Source organism: Vreelandella songnenensis, from assembly GCF_003002925.1.
GTDB classification, from domain to species: domain Bacteria; phylum Pseudomonadota; class Gammaproteobacteria; order Pseudomonadales; family Halomonadaceae; genus Vreelandella; species Vreelandella songnenensis.
The window spans coordinates 61,620-74,182 of record NZ_PVTK01000008.1 but is presented as its reverse complement, the minus strand read 5'-3'; the positions used below and the strand labels follow the sequence as shown (position 1 = coordinate 74,182).

The following is a 12,563-nucleotide window of genomic DNA, read 5'->3' as shown; positions in this document are numbered from 1 at the left end:
ATGACTACCGCCAACACCATTACCCCAAAGCCACTTTATGCACCCAAAGGCTGCGATCAGGCCGTCATGGCGTACCTCACGGAAACCGAGTGCGCGGACCTCGAGCGGATTCAGCAACTGGAAGTGCGCTCCATGGCGTTGGATTATGGCCATCGCTTCATGGGTGAGCTTGAAGCGCTTGTGATTGCCCCATTTCTGGCGTGGATGCTTGGCATCCCGAACCCAGCAGGTCATGGCAGCTTCGTCCAAGTCGCCCCAGGTGAGGCGAGTTATTTCTTCCTGCCGGCGGGCCGTTGTTCAATGGTGGCGCGCTTGCTCCGACCTGCTCCATCGGCAAATTCATGCAGGTAACGTTCGATGGCATCGTGTAAAGTGACGCCCTTCCATTTGGCAGTCAACACACCACCAGGCGCTGCTAATTCCAGTTCCCGACGCTTCGCCCACTCTTCTGCCATTGCCTTTCTGGGGAATGTTTTTGACTCTGAGTAGTCGGGTTGACCAGTGCGCGCAATGCGAATACGCGCCAGGTATGAGAAACTGCCGTCACTTTTCGGACGTTTCACGATCGTCGCCATCACTGCCTCGAAATGTGACAAATGAAAGTGCCACGAAGTGCCAAATATGTGACACATATTTGCTAAAAACGTGGCACAACTACTGTAAATATGAACAGTTATGAATGATACCACAACACCGCAAACCCGCATGAAGCCTGGCACTCCCCGCCCGGCGCTGGATAGAACTTTCTCCGTCGCGCCCATGATGGACTGGACTACGAAAGATTACAGAGCGTTTGTGCGCACTCTGACCAAAGAAACGTTGCTGTACACCGAGATGGTGACGACCGGGGCGATCTTGCATGGTTCGCCGCGGGAGCGTTTTTTAGGCTACAGCGAAGTGGAGCATCCGATTGCGCTGCAGTTGGGCGGTAGCGATGCCGGGGAGCTTGCGGAGTGCGCGGCCATTGCCGAGGCGTGGGGCTATGACGAGGTCAACCTGAACGTGGGCTGCCCCAGCGATCGGGTGCAGAACAACATGATTGGCGCTTGCCTGATGGGTTACCCGGAAAAAGTCGCCGAGGCGGTGCGCGCCATGCAGGCGGCGGTTTCCATTCCGGTGACCGTCAAGTGCCGTATCGGCATTGATGACCAGGATGAAGACGCGGACTTGGCGCGCTTTATCGACATCGTGGCCGATGCGGGGTGCGAAATCTTTACCGTGCACGCCCGCAAGGCCTGGCTCAAGGGGCTTTCGCCCAAGGAGAACCGCGATGTGCCGCCGCTCAACTACCCGCGCGTGCATCGCTTGAAGCAGGACCGGCCCGAGTTGCACATTGGCATCAACGGCGGCATCAAGACACTTGAGGAGTGCCAGGCGCAGCTCAAGCACGTGGACAGCGTGATGGTGGGCCGCGAGGCGTATCAGAATCCGTGGCTGCTGGCAGGCGTGGATGCATTGCTGTACGGCAAGCCCGGCCCGGCGGCTAGCCGCCTTGAGGCCGCCCAGGCGTTTCGCCCTTATATCCAGCAGCGGCTGGATGAAGGCGCCAAGCTGAACCATATTACCCGCCACCTGCTCGGGCTTTTCCAGGGTTGCCCCGGCGGGCGGCGCTTCCGCCGTCACCTTTCCGAGCACGCCCATAAGGAAGGCGCCGGGCTGCGCCTTTATGACGATGCATTGGGGCTGGTTCGTGAGCCGGAATTTGAAACCTACGGCGCTTGAAACGTACGACACTTGAAACTCGGCCTGATACAACAGAACAGCCCGCTACCTGAGGAGGTAGCGGGCTGTATGTGCAGCGGTTAAGCCACAGGCATTACGCGTTGCTTAGTTGCCGCGTACGCCCTGCTCGATACGCTTACCGATTTCCTGATCCACATTGCGCCAATACTCGAACGCGCGCTCCAGCACGGGCTCGGTCACACCAGCAGAAAGGTGGCCGACCACGTTGGACACCAGGCGGTCGCGCGCCGCGTCGTCCATCACATCACGCACCAGCGTGCCGGGCTGGCTGAAGTCATCATCATCTTCGCGCAGCGTATAGGCGGTGCGTACCAGTTCGCCGCTGGTCGCCCATACGGCATCTTCCGGGAAGCGCTGTGGGTTGGCATGCGGGCCGCCCTTGCTGTTGGGCACGTATACCGGATCGGTGGCGTTATGAATACGCATCGCCCCGCCCTGGGTATAGCTGTTCACCGGGCACTTGGGCGTATTGACCGGAATATGCTTGTAGTTGACGCCCAGACGCGCCCGGTGAGCATCGGCGTAGGAGATGGAACGTGCCAGCAGCATCTTGTCCGGCGAAAGCCCGGTACCCGGCACCATGTTGTTGGGCTCGAACGCCGCCTGGTTGATCTGGCTGTGGAAGTCGGTCGGGTTCTTGTCCAGGGTCAGCTTGCCCACTTCGATCAGCGGGTAGTCGTCGTGCGGCCACACCTTGGTCAGGTCGAAGGGGTTATAGCGGTAGGTCTTGGCATCGTCGAAAGGCATGATCTGCATGTGCAGCGTCCACGAGGGATACTCGCCACGCTTGATCGCCTCGAACAGGTCACGCCGGTGGTAATCGGCGTCGGTACCGGCCATCTGGTCGGCCTGTTCCTGGGTCATGCACTTGATGCCCTGGTCGGTCTTGAAGTGGTACTTGACCCAGAAGCGCTCGCCTTCGTCGTTGACCCACATGTAGGTATGGCTCGAGTAGCCGTTCATGTGGCGCCAGGTAGCGGGTACGCCGCGGTCGCCCATCAGCCAGGTCACCTGGTGAGCGGATTCAGGCACCAGTGTCCAGAAATCCCACTGCATGTCATGGTCGCGCAGGCCGTTGTCGGCGCGACGTTTCTGGGAGTGGATAAAGTGCTGGAACTTCATTGGATCGCGGACAAAGAACACGGGGGTGTTGTTGCCCACCAGGTCGAAGTTGCCCTCTTCGGTATAGAACTTGATCGCAAAACCGCGCGGGTCACGCCAGGTATCGGGGCTGCCGCTTTCGCCGGCCACTGTCGAGAAACGAATGAGCACGTCGGTCTTGGTGCCCTTCTTCAGGAAATTGGCTTTCGTGTACTTGCTGACATCATGAGTAACTTCGAAATGCCCAAAGGCACCGCTGCCTTTTGCGTGGGGCTGACGGTCGGGAATCATTTCCCGGTTGAAGGCCGCCATCTGTTCCATCAGGAAATGATCGTGCATGACGATCGGGCCATCAGGGCCTACAGACAGCGAATGCTCGTCGCTTGAAACCGGAATGCCTGCACCCGTCGTCGTATAATTTGAATTACCGCTCGTCATTGCCTTTCCTCCATGTCACGGCTGACACGGTGCCTGGGCACCGTCTATACATAGTATTCGCGTTGGTTAGCGATTTTTTTAATTTAAGCTAATCGATCTACCCAAAGGTATAGTCAATGCATGGCCATAATGCCATCTTGGTAGCCCGATACCTTGGCTATCAGGCCAATAGCTGCCATGCATGACAAGCTCAATAGAGCGCATCCGGCGGCGGTGTCAGGCTTGAGTGAAAACTCTCGATAGCGGTTTCGGCTTCTTCAATCTCATCAAAACGCGCGATGTGATAAAGCGCTTCCCCTTCGTTGGCAAGCGGCAGGCGGCTCATGCCGATCACGATGCCATCGGCCATGGAGATGACTTCATCTTCCTGATTGCCGAACGGGTCGGCTACCCTCCCCAGCACTTCACCTTTGGCCACGCGGGCACCCAGCCTTACCTGAGGACGCAGGATGCCATCGATGGGTGCCCGCGCCCAGCTGGAGCCATTGGCAAGCTCGGCCGGAGCCAGTGCCCGGCGGCGCTGCTCGCCGGTCAGCATGTCCAGGCGGCGCATCACGCGCAGCACGCCGCGCACACCGGGGGCAATGGCCCACTCATCAAAGCGCAACGCTTCGCCGGCTTCATAGGTCAACACGGGAATGCCGCGATTCTGCGCGTAATGGCGCAGGCTGCCCTCACGCAATTCGGCGTTGAGAATGACCGGCGCACCGAAGGCATCGGCCATGCGCTCGGTTTCGCTGCCGGGGCTTAGCTGGGCGCGAATCTGCGGCAGGTTGGTGCGGTGAAGCGCGCCGGTGTGAAGATCGATGATATGAGTGGCCTGATCGACGATCTGCTCACGAAACAGCGCCGCGATACGCCCGCCCAAGGAACCGGTTTCGCTGCCGGGAAAACAGCGGTTAAGGTCGCGCCGGTCTGGCAGGTAGCGAGTTTGCTGTAAAAAGCCGAATACATTGACCACGGGGACTGCGATCAGCGTACCCCGCAGGCTCTTGATGGCTTTTGAGCGAAGCAGTCGGCGAACGATTTCCACGCTGTTGATCTCATCACCATGAATGCCACCGCATACCAGCATGACGGGCCCCTCTTTACGCCCGTGAACCACTTCCACCGTAATATGCAGCGGCGTATGGGTATAAAGACGCGCCACCGGTACATCGATCTGGGCACGTTGGCCAGGCGCTATGGTGTGTCCGGCCAGTTGAAAAGGGGCTCTCGCCATCATGAGTATCCTTTTTTTCAGCGTTGTTGATGACTATCTATAAGGCATTAACCTTGATAAATCTTAACCAATCTATCGCCAGATCGTGCGCATTGTTAAAGCCCTGCTGATTTGATAACACACGCTATACGTTTAATCATCTATCCATACAGTTTTGAATGTAAAAAGATGGCTAGATCGGATAAAATATGGCCATCTTATGTGATTACTGAGGTTGCGTGTCCATGGCAAGAAAGACCAAAGCGGAAGCGGCTGCTACTCGTGAAGCGTTGTTGGATGCTGCCGAAGAGGTATTTTTTGCAAAGGGTGTTGCGCGCACGTCGCTTGAGCAGATCGCGCGGCATGCGGATCTTACCCGCGGCGCGGTGTATTGGCATTTCAAGAACAAGGGCGATCTGTTCATGGCGCTGGTGGAGCGCGTGCGGATGCCGTTCCAGTCGCTGATGGAAGAAGTCAGCAAGGCCGATGAAGATATCTCCCCCATGGAAGCCATTCGCCTTGCCTGCCATGCCGGCCTTGTTCGCCTGGAGCAGCCGTCGCACCAACGCATTCTCTCCATTCTGCTTCACCGCTGTGAGTTTTTCAGCGATATCAATCCCCTGGCGATGCAGGATGCGATTGGCGAAGAGTGCTACGGCGAGATGCTGCTGGTCTTCAAGGAGGCCGAACAGCAAAAGCTGCTGCGCGATGACCTGACCCCGGAAGTCGCCACGCGCATGATGCAGTCCATGCTGGGCGGGCTTTTTCATGACTGGCTACGCACGCCTGAAGCGTTTTCCATACGCAAGCGAGGCGGCGAGCTGATCGATACGCTGATACGCATCATGCATCGCTAACCGCCCCGCCACTGCCCCGCTTTATTTCCCTTTAAAGATCGTTGCAGGCCTCAAGCACGCTAGCACGTCCATTCAGCGTGCCCTGCATCAGGTTGAATAACCTTCATCGTGGTGCTTGTGCCGCAGGCGCAACTTGTTCAACCGTACCCGGGTATCCATATAGGTCTGCTCGGTCACGCTGCGGTAGGCCCCCTCTTCTGCCAGATATTTCACCAGCACCCGGCGCTCGCCTTCCTGCGGGCAGTCGCCCTCTTTGCAGTGCAGGCGGACGTGGCTATTGGGCTCATTATCAATAATGGCCATGGCAGCCTCGTCGCCTTCGCGCTCGGATACGATCACCGTAGCACCCAGCAGGCAGCGCCTTGTAAACGGCTGGTAGCGGTGCAAGCCGCGGTGCAGGCTGTGGCAGATCATCGCCGACATGGGTGAGGCAAGTGCAAACGCCAGCCACACGACCAGCACGCCCACCGGCACGCGCAACATGCCAAGCGACAGCCAGCGAAGAACGAAAAGCTCGGCGGCAAGCGATAGAGCACCTGCAATCAGTACCAGAAAGGTCAGGGCAAGCGTTGCCGGCACGCCGGCAAAGCCAAGCGATACCAGCGTACTCGCCATGTGGTCATCGCGCAGGCTGTCGCGCTCGAATAGCTCGAGCGGCGCGATGCGAACCAGCACCAGAAGCCAGTACAGCGCCAGCAGGGCGAGTAGAAACGTAAAGACGATGGTAGGAAACTGCATGGCAGCAGAGACAATCGGTTGCATGGCGTACTCTCCTCCAGGCTTGAGCCTGGTGCTGTCTTCGCTTGTATTTTTGGTGTTGGTGCAAGCTGAAAACGGTTGAACACTTTAAGCGTAGACCAAACTATTCTTTCCTGCGTTTGCAGTCCTTGACGCGGGTCACTGGAACATAAAAAAACGGGTGCCGCCCGAAGGCAACACCCGTTTGGGTTACGTCTGGCGTTTTAGCTAGACGTTGTTCTGCGGATCACGGGGTGACTGGTCATGCTCCAGCACCTGAGCATCGTCGTGACGATCACCCTTGCGCTTGCGATGCATCCAGTCAGATGCATAAGCGATCATGGCGTAGAAGCTCGGAATGAACAGGCTTCCCAAGATCGCGACCGAGGCCATGCCCATCGCCACCGTGGTGCCGATATGGTGACTGCTGACATCACTGGCCCCGGTGGCCAATGCCAACGGCAAGGTACCAAAGATGAACGCAAGCGAGGTCATCACGATGGGCCTGAAGCGCAGCTCTGCCGCGGTAATCGCCGCTTCGCGGATCGATTTACCCTGCTCCTTGCGCTGCAGCTCGGCAAACTCCACGATCAGAATCGCGTTCTTCGCCGCCAGACCCACGACCACCAGCATACCGATCTGCACATACACGCTGGTATCCAGACCGCGCAGCGCAATACCGCCGATGCCGCCCAGGAAGGCAAAAGGCGTGGCGGTGAGTACCGCAAGTGGCAGCGACCAGCTTTCGTACTGAGCTGCCAGAATCAAAAACACCATCAGCAGCCCGAAGACAATGGCCATGGTAGCCGCGTTGCCCAGGTTGGCTTCCTGATAAGCCGTACCGGTCCACCCCATGCCCCAGTTGGAACCCAGCGTTTCCTGAACGACTTCGTTCATCGCTTCGATCGCCTGGGTCGAGCTGTAGCCAGGCGCAGGATTACCCTGGAACTGGGCGCCCGCATAAACCCCAAAGCGCGATACCACAGAAGGGCCGGTCTGACGCTCGAGCTCGACGAACTCCGATAGCGGAATACGCTCGCCGTTACCTCCGCGCACGTAAACGCTGTTGACATCCTCGGGCGTCTTGCGGAATTCATCCTCGTTCTGCAGATAGACCTGGAAGTTACGGTTTTGATAGCTGAAGTAGTTAACAAAGCCGTTACCGAAGGTGTTGGCAAGGGCTGAGTTGATATTCTCCAGCGCCACGCCGTAACTGAGCGCTTTCTGCTGATCGATCTTGGCGCGGTAGGAGGGCACGTTGACGTTGAAGGTGGTAAACACCTGGCTCAGCGCCGGGTGCTGGTTGGCCTTCTGCATGATTTGCAGTGATGCCTCGTACAGCTCCCGCGGCGAGGCGCCGTCAAAGGACTGCAGGTATCCCGTGAAGCCGCCCGTGGTTGAAAGACCCATGATCGGCGGCACGTTGAAGGCCATCGCAGAGCCACCATCGATGCCCGCCCCCAGCTCCATGATGCGGCCGACCAATTGATCAGCCGTCAGCTCGCGCTCTGACCAGGGAAGCATGTTGATGAACATGATACCGCGCGCCGTATTCACGGCACTGGATAGAATGTCGTAACCCGCCACCGCCGAGGAGTACTCAACGCCAGGAATGTTCTCGATTTCCGCGCTGAGCTGCTCCATGTACCGCTGGGTACGGTCAAGGGAGGCAGCGTCGGGCAGTGAAACGCTGACCAGCACGATACCCTGGTCGGTTTCCGGCACCAGTGTCGAGGGCGTATTGGCGTATAGCCAGTAAGAGCCTGCGCCTACTGCCACCGTCAGGGCCAGCGCCAGCACCCAGAAGCGTACCAGCCTGATCACGAACCACATGTACACTGCGGTAATACCGGCAAACAGCCGATCAAACAGGCGCAGCGGCGTGGAAATGGCCCGCTTGAACGCTGACTGCTTGCTATGGTGCAGGTTGTGCTTGATGAAGATGGCCGACAGCGCCGGAGTGAACGTCAGGGCCATCAGCGCCGAGAGGGCCACCGAGATCGCTACGGTAATCGCGAACTGCTGATAGATCTGCCCGGTAAAACCACCCAGGAAGGCCACGGGCACGAACACCGCCGCCATGATCAGCGAGGTCGCGATAACCGGGCCGCCCACCTCTTTCATGGCCCGCACGGTGGCATCGCGCACGGTGATGTCGTCTTCCTCGCTCAGCACCCGCTCGACGTTCTCCACTACCAGTATCGCATCATCGACCACGATCCCGATGGATAGCACCAGGGCAAACAGGGTCAGCAGGTTGATCGAGAAGCCCAGCATGTAGAAACCGGCAAAGGTACCGACGACGGCTACCGGTACTACCGACATGGCAATGACGGTGAAGCGCCAGTTCTGCAGGAAGATGAACAGAATGACGATAACGATCAGGAAGGCTTCGATGAAGGTATGCAGTACCGTCTCGACCGAGGCATCGATAAACAGCGTCGTATCGTAGGGCGCGACATATTCAAGCCCGGGCGGGAAGCGCCCTGCCAGCTCATCCATGGTGGCGCGCACGCCGTTCGCCGTTTCCAGCGCGTTGGCGCCGGGCTGCTGGTTGATGATGATTGGTGTCATCGTCGAACCATTCAAGCGGGCATCGACCCCGTAGAACGAAGCGCCCAGCTCAATACGCGCTACGTCTTCCAGGTGCAGCGATGAACCATCGCTGTTGGTGCGCAGGTAGATGTTACGAAAGTCATCCACATTGCTCAGACGACCGCCCGCCGTGATCGTATAGGTATAGGCGCGTGGCTCGCCTTGGGGCGTTGACGCGAGGCTACCGGCAGGAATCTCGGTGTTCTGTGAACGAATGGCGCTGGCCACTTCGCTGGGCGTCAGGTCATATTGCGCCAGCTTGTCCGGGTCCATCCAGATACGCATGGCGAACTCACCGCCACCCAGCACCTCTGCGTTACCTACCCCCGGTACCTGGCGTAATTCGTCCAGCACGTTGAGGGTGGCGTAGTTCTGCATATAGATGTTGTTGTAGTCGCCGTTTGGCGAGGTCAACGCTATAAACATCAAAATGGAGTCGGACTGCAGCTGAACCGTCACGCCCTGAGACTGAACCGCCTCGGGCAGCTGCGAAAGCGCGCCTTGAACGCGGTTATTGACGTTGATGGTGTTGATATCACCATCCGTGCCAATGTTGAACGCCACGCTCAGGCTCATGATGCCGTTATCGGCGCTGTTGGAGGTCATGTAGAGCATGTCCTCGACGCCGTTGATGGCTTCAGCGATGGGCGCTGCCACCGTCTGGGCCACGGTTTCTGCATCCGCGCCGGGGAACTGCGCCTGCACCGATACCGTAGGCGGAACCACGCTTGGGTACTGCTCGATGGGCAGCACCCGCATGGACATGACACCCACCAACGTGACGATAATTGCCAGTACCGTGGCAAATATCGGTCGGCTGATGAAGAAGTTAGAGAAGTTCATTATTGCGCACCCTCTTCCCCTTCAGCGGGCGGTGTACCACCTGCGCTATCTTCCATCGCTTCTGCTTCCTGGGCCTGCTCTTGAGCCTCTGCCTGCTCGACGTCTTCAACGATTGCCCCGGCGTTGCCGTTGAACGGCTGCGGGTCAATCGCCCTGCCAGGCTCCAGGCCAGCAGGGTCGCCCACGATCACACGATCACCGGGTGATATGCCCTCGTTGATGATCTGCCAGGGGCCGGCCACTTCGCCAAGTGTTACCGTCTTCTCGCGGGCCTTGTTGTCCTCGTCCAGTACATATACCTGGGGGCCCATCAGCCCCTGGGTCACGGCAATTTCCGGCACGGCCATCACGTCAAAGCGCTTGAGTCCTTCGATACGTACACGTACGAACTGGCCGGGCAGGATTTCGCCATCGGGATTATCGAAAGTGGCCGATGCCTGCACCGTGCTGGTACCGCTATCCACCCGCGACCCCAGAAAGTCCAGCCGGCCTTCAAGCTCGGCACCGCTGCGGCCGCTCTGACCCGGCATGCTCAGGCGAGCGGTGATATTGGAAGCATCACCCGCCTCCTTTAGCTGGCGGCGCAGCTCGAAAGCGTCACGCTGGGGCAGTTGGAAACGTACTTCCAGCGGGTCGAGCGGGGTGATGGTGGCAAGCTCGGTGCCGGAGGTAACAAAGTTGCCGACGTTGATCTGGCTCAGGCTGATCATGCCGGACACCGGCGCCGTCATATTGGCGTAACCCAGGTCAAGATTGGCGCTGGTGAGCGCGGCTTCCGCCTGGGCAACGTTGGCCTGGGCCACGCGCTGCTCGGCCTGCGCCTGGTCGTACTGCTGGCGGCTGACGGAGTTCTGGCTTAAAAGCTGCTCGAAGCGCTGGGCATCGCGCTGAGCGCGCGAGTATTCGGCACGGGCACTTTGCAGGTCCGCTTCACGCTGGTTGACCGTTGCCTGGTAAAGGTCGGGTTCGATGGTATAGAGCGAGTCGCCCTCTTCCACCATCTGCCCGGGCTCGAAGTGGCGCTCTTCCAGATAGCCGTTGACCCGTGCCACCAGTGTCACTTCGCTATCGCTGCGCAGCAGTGAAGGGTAGGACTTGTCGAGAGGGATATCCTGGCGCGCCATTTCGACAACTTCCACCTTATGCGGCGGAGCTTCCTGCTGCCCACCCTGGGCCTGCTCCGGCTCTTCCTGGCCACAGGCCGTCAACGCTAGCGCGGCAATCAGCGTGACTAGACTCGCTCGGCGTGAGTGAATCACCTTTCTCATACGTTGGTTTCCCTTGATCTTCTCGAAACGTTGACTAACGGCGCTGTCATACGGTTGTGCATCATTAACGGCACTTATGTGTCCGGGGTCGGCGGCGCACCAATGTTCATGCCACGCTGGTAATCATCTTCACCGCCATCGGGCAGCGTGAAGGTGACCTGTTCACCGGTCAGCCAGCCGTTGACTTCCTCGATGGCCGGTACATCCAGCAGGCCAGACTGTTGGCGCAGGGAAAGCAGGTTCACCACGTAGTCGTAGCGCGACTCGGCGTAGTTGGCGATCGCGTTGTAGTAGTTCTGCTCGGCGTTCAGCACATCCACGATGTTGCGGGTGCCGACTTCATAGCCTGCCCGGGTAGCTTCCAGCGCGCTTTGGGTCGAGACGATGGCCTGCTGGCGGGCTTCGACGGTTTCGACGTTATTGCTGACCTGGGTGTAGAGCGAGCGCACCTGCTGAATGGTCGTGCGGCGCTGTGACTCGAACTCGTACTGCGTGCTTTCCAGCTGGTAGGTACCCTGACGAATGCGGGCGCTGGTGCTGCCACCGGTATAGATGGGCAGGTTGGCCGAAATGCCGACCTGGCTCGACGAATCGTGACCGGTGAGGTAGTCGTTATCGCTATCGGCGTGCTGGTAGTTGGCAAACGCCTGGAAGGTAGGCATCTGGCCGGCACGGGCGATGTCCACGCCTACCCGGGAGATTTCGATCCCGGCCTGCTGGGCCAGCACCTGCGGGTTACGCTGGATCGCCTGCTCTACCCAGTAGTCGCGGGTGCTGGGCGAAGGTAGCGCCACCGGCATGCTGTCACCCAGGGACTCAATATTGGCGTAGCGCTGGCCGGTCAGTTGCTCAAGCACTTCAAAGGCGACCTGCAGGTTACTTTCCGCCGCGATGCGATCCGCGCGCGACTGGTCAAAGCTGGCGCGTGCTTCTTCCACTTCGGTAATCGCAATCAGACCCACTTCAAACTGCTCGCTTGCCTGCTCCAGCTGGCGGCCAATGGCACGCTCCTGGGCCTGGCGAGCTTCCAGCACTTCGCTGGCGCGCAGAATATCGAAATAGGCGCTGGCCACGTCGATCAGCAGCTGCTGCTCGGTGGCCGCCAGAAGATACACCTGCTGGTCGATCTGGCGCTCGGCCTGGGTCACTTCCTGGCGGGTCACTTCGTTGAACAGCACCTGGGTAGCTTCCAGGCTCAATGAGGCGCTGTTGAAGTTGTCATCGCTTCCGCCACCGACACCCACCCCTGCGTTATCGCCCGCACCGGGGGCCGGTGTGGGTACTGCTCTGGCGCTTGTCTGGCTTTCGTACTGACGATTGTGTACGACATTACCCGAGGCGTTGACCTGCGGCAGCATCTGGCCACGCGCTACGTCGCGCGCCGCTTCAACGCCTGAATATTGAGCGCGGGCGGCGTTCAGCGAGGCGTTGTTACCCAACGCATCACGGGTAATGGTAACAAGGTCGGCCGCCTGGGCAGGCAGCGCAACGGACGCAGCAAAAACTGCCAGTAACAAGGGTCGTAAAGGGGCATTGACTGCCCAGTGTGCCAGTCGCATGGAAGTGCCTCTAGGTGTCAACGAAGGGGTGGTGCTGCTCGTAAGCCATTTTATGAAGAGTGGCATTATAGTTACATTCATGTATGTATGCTAGACTTGAAGTCTGTCTATTTGTATGTACAAACGATTGTCAAGCCGCGCCCCCTAAACTTAGACCAAAGCAGGGTATGGGGAAGCGCGCTGACGCATTTTTTATCATCACTCGTCATTTGAACGGCTG

9 protein-coding genes are annotated in these 12,563 nt (G+C 58.9%); 3 read left to right on the top strand and 6 right to left on the bottom strand.

The genetic code is table 11. The features are described from left to right. Both B0H98_RS13200 and dusA read left to right on the top strand, forming a co-directional pair. Complete coding sequence (locus B0H98_RS13200) at positions 1 to 351, top strand: hypothetical protein (protein ID WP_106375535.1); 351 nt, start codon at positions 1 to 3, stop codon at positions 349 to 351. Positions 352 to 675: 324 nt separating this feature from the next. After that, positions 676 to 1,722, top strand: a complete 1,047-nt coding sequence (gene dusA, locus B0H98_RS13195) for a tRNA dihydrouridine(20/20a) synthase DusA (RefSeq protein WP_422822154.1) — start codon at positions 676 to 678, stop codon at positions 1,720 to 1,722. 105 nt (positions 1,723 to 1,827) lie between these two features. Here the strand turns inward: dusA and B0H98_RS13190 are convergent, their stop codons facing one another. Together B0H98_RS13190 and B0H98_RS13185 are read right to left on the bottom strand one after the other, a co-directional pair. Further along, complete coding sequence (locus tag B0H98_RS13190; RefSeq protein ID WP_106375534.1) at positions 1,828 to 3,282, bottom strand: catalase; 1,455 nt, start codon at positions 3,280 to 3,282, stop codon at positions 1,828 to 1,830. Positions 3,283 to 3,472: 190 nt separating this feature from the next. Then, a complete protein-coding gene (locus B0H98_RS13185; protein WP_106375649.1) occupies positions 3,473 to 4,504 on the bottom strand; it encodes a succinylglutamate desuccinylase/aspartoacylase family protein in 1,032 nt (343 codons plus the stop codon). Positions 4,505 to 4,728: 224 nt separating this feature from the next. Here B0H98_RS13185 and B0H98_RS13180 point away from each other — a divergent pair, with 224 nt between their 5' ends. Next, the gene (locus B0H98_RS13180; protein ID WP_106375533.1) at positions 4,729 to 5,340 is read left to right on the top strand and encodes a TetR family transcriptional regulator; all 612 of its coding nucleotides are present in this window, start codon (positions 4,729 to 4,731) and stop codon (positions 5,338 to 5,340) included. A gap of 87 nt (positions 5,341 to 5,427) precedes the next feature. On the opposite strand, the gene B0H98_RS13175 is transcribed toward B0H98_RS13180, so the two are convergent. The 4 genes from B0H98_RS13175 to B0H98_RS13160 all read right to left on the bottom strand — a co-directional run bounded on the left by B0H98_RS13175 (position 5,428) and on the right by B0H98_RS13160 (position 12,343). Continuing rightward, positions 5,428 to 6,102, bottom strand: a complete 675-nt coding sequence (locus B0H98_RS13175; protein WP_106375532.1) for a hypothetical protein — start codon at positions 6,100 to 6,102, stop codon at positions 5,428 to 5,430. A 204-nt stretch (positions 6,103 to 6,306) separates the two neighbouring features. After that, entirely contained in the window at positions 6,307 to 9,516 is a 3,210-nt protein-coding gene (locus B0H98_RS13170) for an efflux RND transporter permease subunit (RefSeq protein WP_106375531.1), read from the bottom strand. After that, complete coding sequence (locus B0H98_RS13165; RefSeq protein ID WP_106375530.1) at positions 9,516 to 10,784, bottom strand: efflux RND transporter periplasmic adaptor subunit; 1,269 nt, start codon at positions 10,782 to 10,784, stop codon at positions 9,516 to 9,518. Before B0H98_RS13165 ends, B0H98_RS13170 begins: the two co-directional genes overlap by 1 nt. Before the next feature lie 74 nt (positions 10,785 to 10,858). Further along, positions 10,859 to 12,343 carry a TolC family outer membrane protein gene (locus B0H98_RS13160; RefSeq protein WP_106375529.1) on the bottom strand — a complete coding sequence of 495 codons (1,485 nt, stop codon included), beginning with the start codon at positions 12,341 to 12,343 and terminating at the stop codon, positions 10,859 to 10,861. Between the last annotated feature and the right edge of the window lie 220 nt (positions 12,344 to 12,563).

Bases quoted from the DNA above. Each gene is read 5' to 3' on its own strand.
- B0H98_RS13200 (WP_106375535.1), top strand. From the start codon at position 1: ATGACTACCGCCAACACCATTACCCCAAAGCCACTTTATGCACCCAAA.
- dusA (WP_422822154.1), top strand. From the start codon at position 676: ATGAATGATACCACAACACCGCAAACCCGCATGAAGCCTGGCACTCCC.
- B0H98_RS13190 (WP_106375534.1), bottom strand. From the start codon at position 3,282: ATGACGAGCGGTAATTCAAATTATACGACGACGGGTGCAGGCATTCCG.
- B0H98_RS13185 (WP_106375649.1), bottom strand. From the start codon at position 4,504: ATGGCGAGAGCCCCTTTTCAACTGGCCGGACACACCATAGCGCCTGGC.
- B0H98_RS13180 (WP_106375533.1), top strand. From the start codon at position 4,729: ATGGCAAGAAAGACCAAAGCGGAAGCGGCTGCTACTCGTGAAGCGTTG.
- B0H98_RS13175 (WP_106375532.1), bottom strand. From the start codon at position 6,102: ATGCAACCGATTGTCTCTGCTGCCATGCAGTTTCCTACCATCGTCTTT.
- B0H98_RS13170 (WP_106375531.1), bottom strand. From the start codon at position 9,516: ATGAACTTCTCTAACTTCTTCATCAGCCGACCGATATTTGCCACGGTA.
- B0H98_RS13165 (WP_106375530.1), bottom strand. From the start codon at position 10,784: ATGAGAAAGGTGATTCACTCACGCCGAGCGAGTCTAGTCACGCTGATT.
- B0H98_RS13160 (WP_106375529.1), bottom strand. From the start codon at position 12,343: ATGCGACTGGCACACTGGGCAGTCAATGCCCCTTTACGACCCTTGTTA.